The 16505-nt window shown below is 50.4% G+C and carries 13 protein-coding genes; 5 read left to right on the top strand and 8 right to left on the bottom strand.

What is annotated here, in order from left to right; translation table 11 throughout:
- The first annotated feature begins 17 nt into the window (after nucleotides 1-17).
- Both ftsH and CYPRO_RS13150 read left to right on the top strand, forming a co-directional pair.
- Nucleotides 18-2192, top strand: a complete 2175-nt coding sequence (gene ftsH / locus CYPRO_RS13155) for an ATP-dependent zinc metalloprotease FtsH (RefSeq protein WP_114985052.1) — start codon at nucleotides 18-20, stop codon at nucleotides 2190-2192.
- Between the two features lie 171 nt (nucleotides 2193-2363).
- Nucleotides 2364-2987: a hypothetical protein gene (locus CYPRO_RS13150; RefSeq protein WP_114985051.1), complete on the top strand. Its 624-nt coding sequence runs from the start codon at nucleotides 2364-2366 to the stop codon at nucleotides 2985-2987.
- A gap of 128 nt (nucleotides 2988-3115) precedes the next feature.
- Here the strand turns inward: CYPRO_RS13150 and CYPRO_RS13145 are convergent, their stop codons facing one another.
- Nucleotides 3116-3370: a TIGR03643 family protein gene (locus CYPRO_RS13145; RefSeq protein WP_114985050.1), complete on the bottom strand. Its 255-nt coding sequence runs from the start codon at nucleotides 3368-3370 to the stop codon at nucleotides 3116-3118.
- A 421-nt stretch (nucleotides 3371-3791) separates the two neighbouring features.
- Here CYPRO_RS13145 and CYPRO_RS13140 point away from each other — a divergent pair, with 421 nt between their 5' ends.
- A complete protein-coding gene (locus tag CYPRO_RS13140) occupies nucleotides 3792-4511 on the top strand; it encodes an SDR family oxidoreductase (protein WP_114985049.1) in 720 nt (239 codons plus the stop codon).
- Between the two features lie 164 nt (nucleotides 4512-4675).
- On the opposite strand, the gene lat is transcribed toward CYPRO_RS13140, so the two are convergent.
- Together lat and CYPRO_RS13130 are read right to left on the bottom strand one after the other, a co-directional pair.
- Nucleotides 4676-6055, bottom strand: a complete 1380-nt coding sequence (gene lat, locus CYPRO_RS13135) for an L-lysine 6-transaminase (RefSeq protein WP_114985048.1) — start codon at nucleotides 6053-6055, stop codon at nucleotides 4676-4678.
- A 353-nt stretch (nucleotides 6056-6408) separates the two neighbouring features.
- On the bottom strand, nucleotides 6409-7191 hold the full coding sequence (locus CYPRO_RS13130; protein ID WP_114985047.1) for a glycosyltransferase family 2 protein: 783 nt from the start codon (nucleotides 7189-7191) through the stop codon (nucleotides 6409-6411).
- A gap of 68 nt (nucleotides 7192-7259) precedes the next feature.
- Here CYPRO_RS13130 and CYPRO_RS13125 point away from each other — a divergent pair, with 68 nt between their 5' ends.
- Nucleotides 7260-8459, top strand: a complete 1200-nt coding sequence (locus CYPRO_RS13125) for a glycosyltransferase family 4 protein (protein ID WP_114985046.1) — start codon at nucleotides 7260-7262, stop codon at nucleotides 8457-8459.
- Between the two features lie 20 nt (nucleotides 8460-8479).
- Complete coding sequence (locus tag CYPRO_RS13120) at nucleotides 8480-9739, top strand: mechanosensitive ion channel family protein (RefSeq protein ID WP_114985045.1); 1260 nt, start codon at nucleotides 8480-8482, stop codon at nucleotides 9737-9739.
- On the opposite strand, the gene CYPRO_RS13115 is transcribed toward CYPRO_RS13120, so the two are convergent.
- From CYPRO_RS13115 to CYPRO_RS13095, 5 genes are all read right to left on the bottom strand, one after another.
- Nucleotides 9733-11214 carry a phytoene desaturase family protein gene (locus CYPRO_RS13115; protein WP_114985044.1) on the bottom strand — a complete coding sequence of 494 codons (1482 nt, stop codon included), beginning with the start codon at nucleotides 11212-11214 and terminating at the stop codon, nucleotides 9733-9735. The two genes, CYPRO_RS13120 and CYPRO_RS13115, sit on opposite strands and share 7 nt — an antisense overlap.
- A 118-nt stretch (nucleotides 11215-11332) precedes the next feature.
- Nucleotides 11333-12742 (bottom strand): 23S rRNA (uracil(1939)-C(5))-methyltransferase RlmD, encoded by a 1410-nt coding sequence (gene rlmD / locus CYPRO_RS13110; RefSeq protein ID WP_114985043.1) that lies wholly within the window; start codon nucleotides 12740-12742, stop codon nucleotides 11333-11335.
- Nucleotides 12743-12805: 63 nt separating this feature from the next.
- Entirely contained in the window at nucleotides 12806-13357 is a 552-nt protein-coding gene (locus tag CYPRO_RS13105) for a Crp/Fnr family transcriptional regulator (protein WP_114985042.1), read from the bottom strand.
- Nucleotides 13358-13404: 47 nt separating this feature from the next.
- On the bottom strand, nucleotides 13405-15687 hold the full coding sequence (locus tag CYPRO_RS13100; RefSeq protein WP_164682781.1) for a BamA/TamA family outer membrane protein: 2283 nt from the start codon (nucleotides 15685-15687) through the stop codon (nucleotides 13405-13407).
- 466 nt (nucleotides 15688-16153) lie between these two features.
- Nucleotides 16154-16399, bottom strand: coding sequence for a DUF2795 domain-containing protein (locus tag CYPRO_RS13095; protein WP_114985040.1), 246 nt, complete (start codon nucleotides 16397-16399; stop codon nucleotides 16154-16156).
- Nucleotides 16400-16505 lie beyond the last annotated feature (106 nt).

Genomic DNA, 16505 nt, shown 5'->3' with positions numbered 1-16505 from the left:
TATTATCAACTCCAAGAATGGCAGATAACAACAAAAATACACCGAAACCATCCGAAGAAAAGAAGCCCAAAAGCCCGCGGTTTCCAATATGGATTTATGTAGCCATATTGGTTGGTCTGATACTCATTCAGATTTTTGCATTTTCTCAAGACTCTTCTTCACGCGTCGATTACAGCGAGTTTCTTAATCAGGTTCAGCAGGGATGGGTTGAAAAGGTTACTATCGTAAACGGGGTTCGGGTCGAAGGTATTTACCGTCAATCAGCTGTCGATGCGGGGCATGTCGGGCAGCTTCCCGATGAAGACGGACAGCGCTGGGCTTCCGCGCAGGAACCCGGTAACAGATTCACCTCGACCATCATTCAGGGTGATGATATTCGTGATATTCGCGCACTTCTGGATGAGCACGAAGTGGTGTATGATGCCCGGATTGATGAAAACTGGTTTGGCAGCCTGTTCATCTGGCTCATTCCTATTGCGCTGATTATTTTATTCTGGATATTCATCTTTAAGCGGATGAACCCCGGGCAGCAGGTGCTCAATATCGGGAAGAATAAAGCCGCACTTTACGACAAACAGGGCGAGAATAAGGTAACTTTTAAAGACGTAGCCGGGCTTGAAGAAGCCAAGGAAGAAGTCGAAGAAGTCGTTGAATTTCTTCGCAATCCTCAAAAATTTTCTACCCTTGGCGGTAATATCCCCAAAGGCGTTTTGCTTGTCGGACCTCCCGGTACCGGTAAAACGCTCATGGCGAAGGCAACGGCCGGCGAAGCCGACGTCCCTTTTTTCAGCCTTAGCGGATCCGACTTTGTTGAAATGTTCGTAGGGGTAGGAGCTGCCCGCGTACGTGACCTGTTCAAGCAGGCCAAGGAAAAAGCACCCTGCATTATTTTTATTGATGAGATTGATGCCATCGGTAGAAGCCGCGGGAAGAGTGCAATGGCTGCCTCTAACGACGAGCGGGAAAATACGCTCAATCAGCTCCTGTCTGAGATGGATGGATTTAACACCGAAAAAGGTGTCATCATCATGGCTGCCACAAACCGTGCCGATATTCTTGATTCAGCCTTGCTGCGACCCGGTCGTTTTGACCGTCAGATTCTCATAGATCGGCCGGATCTCAAAGGCAGGGAAGCGGTACTTAAGGTACACCTGAAGAAAATCAAAACCGGCAACGATATCGATGCTAAAATGATCGCCTCCCAAACGCCCGGATTTGCCGGTGCTGAGCTGGCGAACATGTGTAACGAAGCGGCCTTGCTTGCTGCCCGCCGTAACAAAGAGCAAGTGGAAATGGTGGATTTCCAGGATGCCATTGAACGGGTTGTTGCCGGTCTTGAAAAGAAAAATAAGATCATCAGCCCGAGTGAGCGTCGCATTGTTGCCTACCATGAAGCCGGTCACGCTATCGTAGGCTGGTACCTGGAACACACCGATCCTGTATTGAAGGTCTCCATTGTACCGCGCGGACTTGCCGCATTGGGGTATACGCTGCAGACCCCGACAGAAGACCGCTTCCTGATGACAACTGAAGAGCTTAGCGACCGGATATGTGCTTTGCTTGGCGGGCGTGCAGCAGAAGAAATTGAGTTCGGAAGAATCTCCACAGGTGCCCAAAACGACCTTGAGCGTGTAACCAAAATGGCACTATCCATGGTTACGGTTTATGGGATGAGCGATAAGCTGGGGAATATCTCCTACTATGATTCCCAAAATGAAGGCGGGATGTTCGGCTTTAACAAGCGCTACAGCGAATCAACAGCGCAGCTCATCGACGATGAAATCAAGCGGATTGTATCTGAGTGCTACAATCGCACGCTTGCGCTCTTACGCGAACACCGTGAAATGCTTACGCACATGGCAGAAACCTTGCTCAAGAAAGAGATACTCGGGGCCAAAGACCTGGTTGAAATGCTTGGTGACAGACCTTCCGGCAACTACCCGCTGAAGTATAAAGACTTGTTTGCAGCGGTTGAGACAAACGGAAAGACCAACGGCGCTGCCCTCAAATCCAAGGCAGATGAAGCGACAAGCGCTCCTGAAGATCAGTCCAAAGCTGAAGACGCTGACCCTGATGCCGATAAAGAAAAGGACGAATCCGCAGCGGATACAGCCGGAATGAAGGATAAGGACGACGCTGACGCACAGGAAAATGAGTCCACAGAAAAAAAGAACAAATCTGATAAATCCTAACCTCACAATCGTAAGGTAGTTTTAAAGAAAAGCCTGTTTTGCCCCGTCATGGAGCGCAGAACAGGCTTTTTTTTTGAGATGGTGACCCGGGTGAAAAAAAGCTGAATGTCCCTATAAAAAATCCTATACTGAAACCTTGTAATCAAAATTACCAACCAACTAAAAATCAATATGTTCAGAATTACAAATCAGCTTACAGTTGTATCTCTTCTGGCAGCCTTGACGGGCTTAATGGCTTGTAGTAACGGAGAGCAGCCGCAGGATGTGCCGGTTGATGAACCCGTGTCCGCTTACGACCTGTTTATGGATAACCTTCGTGCTGAGTGCGGAAATGCCTATGCCGGTAATCTTACCCTTGAGCCGGAAGGCGATACCATGCTGGATGGCCGCGAACTTTTACTCGTACACTTTCGCGAATGTGAAGACGATGTCATTCGCGTGCCTTTTCATATTGAGCAGCTTGACGGGGAATGGGACCGTTCACGTACCTGGATATTTACCCGTACGGAAGACGGCATTGACCTGCGTCACGATCACCGGAAACCGGATGGCAGCGATGATGACTTCACCATGTATGGCGGGCCTACCTACGGCGAAGCCGATCCCAACCAAATGGAGTTCATTTCCTTTGAGCGTACCGAAGAAACAGGCATGTACCGCGGCTGGCGTATCATCATTGAACCGGGTGTGCGCTACGTGTATGGCACACACCGGGGTGGTGAGTGGTCATGGCGGGTCGATTTCGACCTGACAGAAGCTGTTGATGCACCACCCGCACCCTGGGGGCATGACTGAGCAGCATATCAGGCTTTTGTGCCCGAGTTCCTGACCATCAAAACATAAACCAAAGCCTTACAAAAAAGCCGAAACCTGCAAGCAATGCGGATTCCGGCTTTTTTGTGGTCAGCAGTTTCTTGTACGTCCTACTTTTGCCCCGGAGCTTTGAACCGGCTAATGCCATCGGAGCGTTTTTTCAGGTGTTTGGTTACCCTCCCGCCAACACGCTTCCGCCACATCCTGAAACTCGAAGCTTTCATGTGGCGGCGCATGAGTGCGCGTACGTCGTTTTCTTTAAGTCCGAACTGAAATTCTATAGCTTCAAAAGGAGTACGGTCTTCCCAGGCCATCTCGATGATGCGCGAAATATCTCCGGGCGTTAAGTCTTGTTTGTTATCCATGTCAACCGAACAGACAGGCCCTTTACAGTCGTTCAGCCTGCCCGTTTCATTTTGCGGGATTTTCGAATTTATCCCGCATTATTCACTAAGAAATTTTCTTGCTGGCAAGGCGAAGCTGAAAACTCAGCGGAAGGGTACCCAAGTACCCTGAGCATGAGTTCTCAGCTTCAACGCAGCCAGCGGGGAAATTTCACTTCGTGGGAATCGCTTCGCTCGGTGCGCAGTCTTTACACCACACTCAAATTTGGACTACCGCTGTTTTTAGCTAAGCAAATTGTAAACTTACACTTAGCAAATAAATCCTGTTTAACTGTGAATAATGCGGGTTATCTGAATCGGAGAGATCAGTTTGGCGCGCACGGAACATTTAGTGCAGGCGGGCTGTTTAGAGCGCTGAACTAACACAAACAAAAAGATTACTATGAAAGATCAGGTTGTATTAATTGTTGGCGGGTCAGGTGGCGTAGGAACTTCAGTTGCTAAATTATTTGCGAAAGCAGGCGCTAAAATCGTTCTTGCCGCCAGAAACCGTTCCAAAGCAGAAGAAGCCGCACTCGAAATAAACAACGGCGGGGGAGAAGCATACGTAATTGACGTGGATGTGACAGACTCATCATCCGTTTTCAAAATGACCGATGATATCATCAAGGAGTTCGGAAAGGTAGATATACTCGTAAACGCCTTCGGACTTGGGATTATTCAGCCGTTGCTTGACGTTGATCCCCGCAAAGCCAAGGAAGTTTTTGATGTAAATGTTTATGGCACATTCTTAGTGACCCAATCCATCCTCAGGCACATGGCGACAGCTAAAAGCGGAAAGGTTGTGATGTTTCCCGGCATTTTGGGCAAAGCTGTAATGAAAGGCTCATCAGTGTATTCGGCAAGTAAATTTGCAGTAACGGGTATGACCAAAGCACTTGTAGACGAGCACCGGCGTTCCAATGTGAAATTTACCCTGATGTACCTCGGTGGTATTGATACCGGCTTCTGGGATAGTGATCTCATTGATATGCGTGTTCAGCGCGACAAAATGCTGACCGCGAATGAAGTAGCCAAAGCTGTCTATTATGCCTGTTCACAACCCGGCAATGCTGTACTTAATGAAATCGTCATTCAGCCTGACAGTCATCAAATGGTTTAAGTAAGGGTCCGCCACATCATAAAATGAGACCCTGAATGCTGACCTGTTCCCGATTTTAAAATCAAGAGAGCGCTGACGTCCTGCGCGACGTCAAATATCAGAAACAAAAAAAGCCGGTCGCGAGACCGGCTTTTTTATTGAAACGCAGCTTTGTTACGTACTGATCAGGCCTTGCCGTTGGATGCTTTCACATTGCGCATGTGAACAACAGGACAACGGGAGACGGCAGCTTTGTAAGAGCGCTCGATGATATCCATGCCTTCGTCGATTTGCGCAGCGCTAATGGTAAGCGGTGGTCTGAAGCGTACGGAGTGTGTACCGCATTGCAGAATAAGAAGGCCGTTTTTCATGCACTCATCGGTGAAGGCCTTTCTTGAATGATGATCCGGGAAATCGAAGGCGCACATCAGGCCTTTGCCGCGGGCATTGGAAACGTAGGTATGCTCAGCGGTGAACGCGTACAGCCGGTTAAGCAGGTGTTCGCCAACCTTAGCCGCATTATCTACCAGATTTTCGGCTTCGATGATTTCCAGGTAGCGCTGGAAGCGAACCATATCGACCAAATTACCGCCCCAGGTTGAGTTGATGCGGGACGACACTTTGAACACATTGGTTTCCACTTCGTCAACACGTTCGCTTGCGAGAATACCGCAAACCTGCGCTTTCTTTCCGAAGGCAATAATGTCGGGCTTCACATAGTGCTCATGGCACCAGAATTTTCCGGTGAGACCAACACCTGTTTGCACTTCATCATAAATCAGTAGTGCTTCATGGCGGTCAGCCAGCTCGCGCAGCGCCTGATGGAACTCAGGGCGGAACTGATTGTCGCCGCCTTCCCCCTGTATAGGTTCAAGGACGATACAAGCGATGTCATCTTTGTACATTTCGAACCAGCGTTCTGCCTGCGCCAGGGCAAGCTTTTCGGCATGCGCTACCTTCATGGTATTTTCCTCATTCATGGGGAAAACCATTTTAGGATTGTGCATACGGGGCCAGTCGAATTTCGGGAAGCGGGCAACCTTGTTGGGCTCGGTATTGGTGAGCGACATGGTGTAGCCGGTACGTCCGTGAAAAGCCTGATCAAGGTGCAGTACTTTATGGCCTTTTTCGTGGCGGTAGCCTTTTTGATGGTTTTTCTGAACTTTCCAGTCGAAAGCTACTTTCAGCGCATTTTCAACCGCAAGTGCGCCACCGGCTACGAAAAATGCATGGGGCAGATAAGAAGGAATACCAACGCGATCGAAGGTGTCCACAAACTCAGCCATTTCGCGGGTGTACACATCCGAGTTGGACGGGTTGTTGACCGCTACGCGCGTAATCTTATTCAGAAATTCAGGATCGCCCATCATCGGGTGATTCATCCCGATCGGGTTGGAAGCAAAAAAAGTGAAAAAGTCGAGATAGTTGCGCTCGTGCTTTGAGCAGTACAAATAAGGGCCTTTGCTGGTTTCAAGATCGAGTACCATATCGAGGCCATCAGCCAGAATGCGACGGCTCAGTACTTCGTGAACCTGAGCAGCGTCGATGGATTGTTTAACAGTCATGCGCAGTAAAAGATTAGGATGTTATAAAATTGCTCGCAGGCATTAAATATGCCGAAATATAGCCAGAATAGCCGTTTTTCAACAAATGGCACAAATCAGCTTTAAACCGTTTAAACCCTGATTCGTACCTTAGAGCTGAAATTAAAATCCCTTTCGGACGACATTTGCAGGCGCTGCGTCGCCGCTTTTATGCCCTTTTTAAAAAAATCCCGGTAGCAGATACTTATCCGCCGATAAGTTTCACCGAAGGCTTGGGGCCTTGCAGAAATTGGGTCTGTTTGATTCACAGGAGATGAGCACCGTATGCCGGACTGCCACGGTACACATCCATCGAAAAAAAACACAGGGTATAATCAGAGCAGCCCGAGCGATTCGGACAGCTCCTTATAGGATTTGAAGGCTTCGCGATTCGCCGCGGAAAGGCGGAAAGCGGGATGTTTCCGAAGGTCATTTCTGATCAGGCTGTACCAGTAGTAGCGAAGGGCGTTGGGCAGGCTGTTGCGCAGACGTCGGCGGAAGTGCGTGAGTGCCCAGGTGTTATCGCCATGGTAGCAGCGCATGAACAGGTGCGCGTAGGTTTCAGGCAGTTTATAATAGCGGCGTTTCATCCAGGACTGAAGGTAGTGGGTGTCTTCAGCTTTGCGGGTTTCGGGATAGCGAATATCAGTACTACGCCGGTGCATGATACTACCCGGAATGCCATCCGGCAGTGAACCCGTGAAGGGTGCGTCTCGAAAAGCAGGTTCATTGATGTGCATGAGTGAAGTGCTGAGACAGCAGGCGTCGTAACCGCGCGCCAGAATTTGTGCCTGCACCTGAATGCGTTCAGGGTGATACCAGTCGTCGTCGTCCCACTGAATCAGATATTCACCGGCTGCGGCTTCGAGCGCCAGGTTGCGCAGACTGCCCAGCACCAGGCCTTTGGGGACATCCCGTATGTAGCGAACCTGTGCAGGCGGCAGGTTGTTGAACAGCGCGGAATAATCCTGATCCCCGTCGTCAATAATCACAAGCTCCTTTGCAGCATAGGTTTGTTGTTCAAAACACCGTACCGCTCTTGCCCCGAGCTTCCTGCGGTTGGCCGTAACCATCAGACAGCTGACAAGAGGGAAATTTGAAGGAGATGTATTTGCCATTGCTACATAAAGTAACTTTAAAATTCCTTAACTTGGAAAAAATTACAAAAACCATGAAGGATTAAGTTGTGCAAATTTATGCAGAAGAGCCAGCAAAAGAACTGGGGGCTAAAACCTTACTTTATATTACCCAGGATTTCCCGCCGGGATTTGGTGGAATCAATACGTATAGTGCAGAGTTGTGCGTCCGCTTTGCGGAGTATTTCGGACGGCTTACGGTTGTGGCACCCTATCAGCCGGGCTGTGAGGCCTGGGATGAAATGCAGCCGTATAATGTAGTCCGGATCAAGTGTAAATCCGCATTTTTGGGATGGGTAGTGAAGTCACGAATACCAAAATTATTGGAAGAAGTGCAGCCCGACATATTATTCCATGCGCAATGGACAAGTCTTGCAGCTGCTAAAAAAGCCCGAAAAAGTGGTTTTAAAGGTTCTGTTGTTTGTGCGGCCCATGCCCGTGAGCTGCTTCGTGAACCTGGTTTGCCTTTTCCGCTGCCACAACTATTCCGCGCTTATCGTCAGGAATATATGCAGCTCCCTGATCTTTGGCTGCCCGTAAGTCACTTTGCGGATCAGTTGCTGGAAGCACTGGGCATAGCTGCAGCAAACAGGCAGATTGTGCACAACGGTACAGATCCGTTTCATTTCCGCGATGATGACGACGCTCAGACGCGTGCTGAAACCCGTCGCAGCCTGGGGCTAAAGGCCGAAGATTTCGTACTTGTTACAACAGCGCGTATCGTCGCCCGAAAGGGGATTGATACGGTTATTGAAGCCCTAAAGCGGCTGTTTCCCGAACATCCTTTGCTCAGGTATGTTGTGATTGGAACAGGGGATCAGCGCGAAAATCTGGCGCAAAAAGCTAAAGAAGCGGGTTTGGGAGCAATCGTACAGTTTATTGAAAACGTTTCCCACGAACAACTCCCCCATATTTATCAGGCTGCGGATCTTTTTGTGATGGTTCCGAAAACCATACCGCCAGATGTTGAAGGATTTGGCCTTGTATATCTCGAAGCGAATGCCTGCGGGCTTCCCGTGATTGGGAGTACTTCCGGCGGGGTGCCGGATGCCATCGCGCATGATGAAACCGGATTACTGGTATCCGAGCAGAATCCCGCCGAACTTGCTTCTGCTATTGAATATTTGATTAAAGACCCGGGCAAGCGTAAACTATATGGTGAAAAAGGAAGGGCGCGGGTGCTTGAAAAACTTAACTGGGATGATGTATCGCAACAGATGCTTGGACTGTTCCAGGAAATCCAAAAGTGAAATACTTAAGCGCATAATTTATGTTTGAAGACCTATTGCTGGCCATACGGGACTGGTTTTATGCTGTGGAAGGGGAAACCATTACCGGATTTATCATCCTGCTGAGCCTGTCAACGACGGTTCACATTTTTATTCGGGTTTGGGTCATCCGGCTGCTTCATAAACTGGATGAAAAAACTTCGAGTGAGTGGTATGCAGAAATCATAAAGGCCCGGCTGCCGCAGCGCGCACTTATGATGGTACCGCTGATTTTCTTATATCTCGGCGTTGACTTTGTGCCCGGTTTAAATGAAGCATTTGAAGGATTCGTCATGCGCTTCACGGCAGCGCTGATGATTCTGGTTACGGCGCGGGTGATTGATGCCCTGCTTACATCGGTTCATGCGATTTACCGCATGCTCCCGAAATCAGATCTCAGACCGATCAAATCTTACATTCAGCTCGGCAAGCTGATCGTCTATATTTTTGCGCTTATTTTTATCATCGCGAGCCTGTCGGATCAGTCGCCCTGGTATTTTTTGAGTGGTATCGGAGCGATCATGGCCATTCTTCTGCTCATCTTCAGGGATACGCTGCTTTCTCTTGTGGCAAGTGTGCAGCTCACGAACAATGACCTGATCCGTATCGGAGACTGGATTGAAATGCCGAATTTTGGCGCCGACGGGGATGTGGTTGATATATCGCTGAATACGGTGCGCGTGCAAAATTTCGACAAGACGATTACCGTGATCCCGACCCACAAATTTCTCGATCACAGCTTTCGGAACTGGCGGGGAATGAGTGAAGCCGGAGGCCGCAGAATCATGCGCGCGCTTCATATTGATCTTACAAGCGTTCGCTTCCTGAACTACAAGGAAATTCAGGAACTGCGCAAAAGTCATCTGCTCAAGGCCTATATAGACGGAAAAATGGAGCAGATTATGGCCTATAATGAAACGCACTTGGGCGATCATCCTGCCGTGCTCACCAATGCGCGGTGGCTTACCAATCTCGGTACTTTCAGGGCGTATGTGATTGAATACCTGAAGCGTCATCCCCGCTCGAAAAAAGAACTCCTTATGCTGGTACGGCAGCTTGAGCCTACCGATCGCGGCCTGCCCCTTCAGGTTTATGTGTTCACCAACACAACCGTCTGGGCTGAGTACGAAGCCATACAGGCCGATATTTTTGATCACCTTCTCGCCGTACTGCCGGAATTCGGCCTGCGTGTGTATCAGCAGCCTTCAGGGGCGGATTTCAGAAGCCTGGACCGTAAAACAGATCAGCGTCCGCGCTACTGATTCCGGTTAAATATGGTCACAGCATGGTCTGCGGAAAGCATGGCGAGCGGAATGCCGCCCCCCGGATGTGTTGAGCCCCCAACGAGATACAGCCCGTCAACGTAGGGCGATTTATTACGCGGACGCATAAAGGCAGAAAACTGATGGTTGGATGAGGTGCCGTAAATACTGCCGCGGTTGGAGCGGTACAAATCATAGAAAGCCTGCGGGCTGATGTGTTCCCGCACTTCGATTGCGTCTTTCAGTCCTTCGAGTCCGAAGTTTTCGAGCTTGCTGATGATAAGGTCTCCGTAATCCTGAATCCGTTCATCATCCCACCTGACTTTTTCGGTCAGGTAGGGCGCATTGATGAGGATGAAGAGGTTTGAACTGCCTTCCGGTGCATGATCCGGGTCACTGAAAGAAGTGTTGGCGACATATATGGTTGGATCTTCCGGGAGCACCTTGCGATGGAAGATCTCCGCAAATTCTTTCTCGTAGTCGCGGCTGAAGAAAATATTGTGGTGCCTGAGCTGTGGGTAGGTTTTCTTTACGCCGAGCAGCAGCACAAAGCCTGAGCAGGAGGGCTCAATGCCGGTAATCCGTTTTTTGACTTTCGGCTTGAGGGTGCCATCTTCGATCAGGTTGTTGTAGGTAAAGGTCGCGTCAGAATTTGAAAAAACGGCGTCGAGCTGTTCCGTGCTGCCGTCAGCAAGCGCAATGCCGGTCACGCTTTTGTTTTGGGTGATGATACGGGCGATGTCCGCATTGTAGCTGATTTCCACGCCGAGCTCAAGGCAGAGCTTTTCGAGCGCTTCGGCGATTTTGTAGAGGCCGCCCTTTACGTAATAAGCGCCGAGACAGAGTTCCACAAAGGCAATCACGTTAATGGTCGCGGGCGCAAGATAGGGTGAAGATCCGTTGTATGTCGCAAAACGCTTGAATACCTGCCGGAGATAGTGTGATTTGAAGCAGCGGTCAACCCTTGTGCTCACGGTCGGAAAGGCGTCAATCTTGAAGACATCCGATTTCTTGAGATTCTTCAGATCCTTAATGGTTTGCAGCGGATTCATGATGAAGGTGTCCGCTGTCTTTTGGTACAGGTCCGCTGAGTAGCCCAGAAATTTTACATATTCTTCGATGTCTTCCGGCGCGATTTCGGTGAGTTGGCTCAGCGTTTTCTGCAGATCGGCGGAGCAATCGAATACGGTGCCGTCATTCCAGGCGTAGCGGCATAGCGGATCAATGGGTTCAAAGCTCAGGTAATCGCGAACGTCCCGACCGCAGTCGCGGAATAGCTTTTCGATGACGAAGAGCATGGTGAGCAGGCTCGGCCCGGTGTCGAAACGGTAGCCGTTCTTGGCGATCTGATTCATCTTGCCCCCGCAGCTGCCGGTGCGTTCCCATAATTTTACGCCGTGCCCTTGTGCCGCAAGCCGCGCAGCCGTGCTCAGACCCCCGATTCCGGCACCTATAACGCCAATTTGTTTTTTCATAGCTGATTGTGAATTCTCAGTGTATTGATGATTGCCCGAAGCAAGGCATAAAATCTATCCGTATTAAACCATGAAGCAAGATACATGATTTCCGTCATTAAGCATTTGCGCGGATTTGTCAGCTGCGGCGCGTAAGTTTGGCCACGGTTTCAATATGATAGGTTTGCGGAAACATATCGACGGGCTGCACCGCATCAATACGGTAAACCGCACTCAGCTCCGCTAAGTCCCGGGCCATGGTTGCGCTATTACAGCTCACGTACACAAGCCGGTCGGCGGCGAGCGTACACAGGGTTTTCACCACATCCGGGTGCATGCCGGCACGGGGCGGATCGGTGATGATGACATCGGGTTTGCCGTATTTTTGCACAAATTTTTGGGTGAAAACATCTTTCATATCCCCCGTTTCGAAGGCGCAGTTGGTTACCCCGTTGGCCGCGGCATTCCTGAAAGCGTTCTCTACCGATACCGGGTTCAGTTCAATGCCCACGGCCTGCCGCACCGCATCCGCTGTGTACAGGGTGAGTGAGCCTACCCCGCAGTAGAGATCGAAAAGGAGATCGTTCGGGCGCAAATCAGCAAAGTGACGCGCTGTTTCATACAGCCGCTCAGCCTGCAGGGTGTTGGTCTGGAAAAAAGTATTGGCGTCAATCCGGAAAGCGTTTCGACCCAGTTTTTCGGTGATATAGCCCGGACCGTACAGGATTTTTTCGAACCGACCTTCCGAGCTGGGCGATGGCGTATCGTTTACATTATTGACGATGGTTGTAATCTCCGGAAAGCGCTCAAGCAGGGCATCGGCAAGCGGCTGAACAAGGTCGTCACGGTCGGCAAAAGTCACAAGGTTAACCATCAGGTCGCCGGTGTGATGACCGGTACGCACCATGACGTGACGAATAAAACCCTGTTTTTTGATGGGATTGAAGGAAGGGATATCGTGCTGAAGCGCGTAATGTCGCACAAAGTTCATGATTTCATAAGAAACGGGAATCTGCAGATGGCATTCATCCAGGTTCAGAATCCGGTCGAAGCGTCCGGGGGCGTGCATTCCGGCTGCCACATCCTTATCGGTAAAGGTGACGCCGCTGTCGATTTCTTCGCGGGTAAGCCACCGCCGGTCGCCGAAGCTGTATTCCATTTTGTTCCGGTAGTACAGCTCATGCGGGGCCTGTAGCACGGGCAGTGGCGTAATATCCCGAAGTCCGCCAATGCGTTGCAGGTGATCTTCCACGTGCTGACGCTTGAACCGAAGCTGTTCGGCATAGGTCACATGCTGCCAGGTGCAGCCCCCGCAAACGGACGCGTGCCTGCAAACGGGCGTCACCCGATCCGGCCCTTCTTCCAGCACTTCTAAAAGCTGCCCTTCAAAAAAGGCTTTCCTTTTTTTGATGATACGGACCTTCACACGGTCGCCGGGTGCGGTATTTTTCACGAAACAGGCGCGGTCTTCAAGCCGGCCGAATCCTTTGCCTTCATAAGCGGCGGATTCAATCGTCAGTTCGGCAGTATGTCCTTTTTTGACAGCCATGAAACAGGTTTAGGAGTGGGAAGAGAAAAAAGTGGAAGAAACGGCTGAAGTACAGGATAGGGCTCAGATGACCGGCGAATCGCTGTTTTGGGCGTAAAAGGTTTCCGCCTGAAAATACATCGACTGAAACTCCCCGATATGATTTGCCAGCTCCAGCATGGTTGATTCGAGCTGTTGCGCGAGAACCCGGTTGATCTCCGAAAGCAGTTTGATGGCAATCTGCGGGTGCCGTTTCTCCAGGGCTTCAAAATCAGGTTTGAAAAACCCGAGCACAATGGTCTCATCAACGGCACGGGCCGAACTCATCCGGCGCATGCTGTGCGACAGGCTCAGGTTACCAAAAGTATCCGGACTACTCAGGCGGAAAGAGCTGCCGATTTGCGTGCCTTTTTCGTTCTGCACGAAAAGCTCTACCGAACCGCTCTCAATAATGTAAAACCCGTTGCCCGGATCCTTGATGTGATAAATCATCTCCTGATCCTGATAAATCCGCCGGTGACACAGTTGCAGGAACTCGTAGGTCTCGGTGTGCGTCAGGTTTTTGAGAAAAGCTGAATTGAAGACGATGTTGGTCTGATTGCGCAGGGTTTTGAGAAAGCCGGTTTTTTTAAGCATAGCGGATCAGGTGAAGGGTACGCTTCGGGAAAATGTCCGAAATAAATTTAAAAAGAGTGACCAATACCGAAATGGATATTGCGGCGGTCCAGCACAGATGTGCCGGGTTCGTTGCCAAGGTCGGTTACGCGGTAGGCAAAATCAATCCGGAAAACCACAAACTCCCAGTCAAGCCGCAGGCCAATGCCGGAACCTACGGCAATTTCGCGCCAAAATGAATTCATGCTGAATTTGCCTTCATCCAGCTCATTCCGTGGACCCGTCCACACATTTCCGAAATCGGTAAAAGCCGCGAAAATCCAGTTGGTGTTGAGAAAGTTTCGCGAAAAGGTGTTCCGAAATTCAAGAAAGCCCGCCAGTTTAATATCGCCCCCGTTGATGGGGTTCACGGTGCGGTCGTTGGTGCCGGGTCCCAACGTGAGCGGGTTCCATCCGCGGATATCATTTGACCCTCCGGCAAAAAAACGACGGTTCAGCGGTATGGTGCGGCTCAGGCCGTAGGGATAAGCCAGACCCACAAACCCGCGCCAGGCAAATACCGAGTTGTTGCCCAAGCTGTAATACCGGCGGAAATCTAAGGAGCCTTTCACAAACTGACTGTAGCTGAGATCGCGCCCGCTGCCGCTCAGAGATGGGAAAGTGCCGCGCAGGGAGTCAGGCCGCGTAAACAGGGTCTCTTCAATCAGCCGGGGCAGGTTCCCGCCCAGCTCAAAACTGGTTTCCAGGAAAAACCCACGGTCCCGCCTGATGGGGTGCGTAGCAGCGTTCCGAAAAGTGTAGCGGGTGAGAGAATTGATCTGTGGCCGGTAGTCTTCCAGAATCAGCTGCAAAAACAGCGGATCGGTTGTCGTTTCTTCCAGCACTTCCCGGAATGCAGGGGTGATGTTGGCATCGAACCATTCGAGTTCGATCAGATCGAAAAAGCTTGTCGTCGTTTGGTCGTGATTCGCCTGAAAGCGCGTGCTGAAGCGCACGTTGTCATCAACCGTAAAATTGATCTGCCGGATTTGTCCGTAGCTGAGCTGAAACCGGGTACGCGGATTCAGAAAACGCGGATCATTGTTGAAGCCGGCAAAGGGAAAGGCAAAACGGGGGAAGCTGTAGTTCACAAAGGTTTCTATGCTGCGCGGGTTTTCCTGATTGCCCTCAATAAACTCATAGCTTGTATTCAGACCCAGCTCGAACCGCTCAGCCGAGCCGAAAATATTGTTGTTGCTGTACTGAAGTCCGGCACCCAAACCCAGCCCGATACGCTGCATCCCAAAGAAATCGGCGCGAATCTGATGGCGGGGAAGGGTTTCGAGATCAAAAAAAACAGGTACGTTCTCATCGCTGAAATCCGGCAATCCGCCCCCTTCACTCAGGCTGAACTGCCGCAGACTAAGCATGCCAAGCGTCTGAAACTGATTGACTGTCGACAGGTAGAGCTGATTGTTGAAGCGCTCGCCGGGGGTGAACAGAACCCGCTGTTCAAGCAGACGGCTGCGTGTGCGGGCGTCCGGTTCGACGTTAATAATCATCTGCCAGGGCTCAAGCGTAACCGGCGGACCGCTCAGCGTGTCAGATTCAAAATTGCCTTCTGTTGACTGCGGGGCAGAAAGGTTAATGCGCACATCCCCGAAATAGTAAACCTTGCCCGGCTGAACCCGGAATGCCAGATCAAGCTGTTGCGGGTTTTCCCGGTCGCGCTTCACCTGTACAACAATCGAATCCCGGCTTGCCGAAGCATAGCCGTTGTTATGCAAAATGGTGAGAATGCGGTTTCGCTCATTGCTGATGAGATCAACCGAATAAATGCGGTTTGAGACAAAGGTTGTGTCATTCACAGCTTCGTTTTCGCGAATGAGCTGACTCCTTGCAAGAAAGCGCTCCATCACACGCGGGTCTTCAAACGCAGGCAGACCTGAGAAGCTGACCGTCTGCATTACGGATGGCTCCCCTTCGTCAATTCGGAAAATGACCTGCCATCGGTTCCGCCGCAGCTCCCGCACTTCCGATTCAATCGTAGCTTCAAGGTAGCCGTTGTTGTTGTAGAAAATCCGGAGTCGCTCTACATCCTGCGCAATCGTTGCGGTATTAATCATGCGCGGCGCCTCACCTAACCTTGAGCTGATCCGGTTAAGACCAAGCCACAGGGTTGCGCCCGGAATACTGAATATCTCCCGATTCGTACGGGTACGCACAACCGTTTGGAGTACCCCGTTGCTGATCGCGTCGTTTCCGCTGAATCTGACCGATCGAATCAGTCCCTCCGGTTCATCACTGCTCTCCTGATTATCGGAGCCTGAAGCGGGGGCTGCACCGGTTAACAAAAGAAGGTATACAAACAACAGCCCCGCCGTAAAGGCCTTACAAGCAAATATGTGCGAAAAGCGGGCGGTGATCAAAAGCGGAGAAATTATGCTGTAAAATCGTGGAAGCTTAAATATACGGTAATCTGCCCTGTAATATGTGTCAGGAAATAGGCGAATGAGCAAAGTAAAAGTCTAAATAAAACAGCGGAAAGAGCGCCCGGTAAAAGCATGATGACTATCTGCAACGCAGCCGCTGCGATAAATTTCGCAGTTATTGGATGAAACCCAAATTAATCCGCGTTCTGAAGCACGATTACGGGAAATTCCGCTTTGCAGCCTTACAAGTTTGCGTTGGTGATGGCTCCTGCGGATGGCGCCAATGCTGTCTTGTCATCCATCCGGTATCTTAAAAACAAAAACGGCTGCACGTTACCGAACAGCCGTTCATGCAGGATTTCTTTACCTGTGCCGTATGACCGTTTTCGGTAACGGCTGCGGGGCATTAAACATCGTCGTAATCAAAGCCGTCGTCGTCTTCACCATGAAAGAAATCCTCCTTCATGATGTAGTCGGGCCAGATTTCCTCAATATTTTCATAGGGTGAGTCGTCTTCCTCATCGAGTTCGTAGAGATTGTCGATAACTTGCTGCGGACAACCGTTGCGCTCGGCCCATTCAATGAGCTCTTCGCGGGTCGCGGGCCAGGGAGCTTCTTCAAGCGTCGCAGCTAATTCAACTGTCCAGATCATAGCGTATCAATATTGGCGGTTAAGTGAAAAAGAATAAGAATAAGGGGAAAAACATATCGTGCGTTCATCGCAGAAACGCAGCTTTAAAAGGCTAAGTATCAGTGGT

It is taken from the genome of Cyclonatronum proteinivorum (genome assembly GCF_003353065.1).
Taxonomy (GTDB): domain Bacteria; phylum Bacteroidota; class Rhodothermia; order Balneolales; family Cyclonatronaceae; genus Cyclonatronum; species Cyclonatronum proteinivorum.
This window is presented reverse-complemented; position numbering and strand designations above follow the sequence as displayed.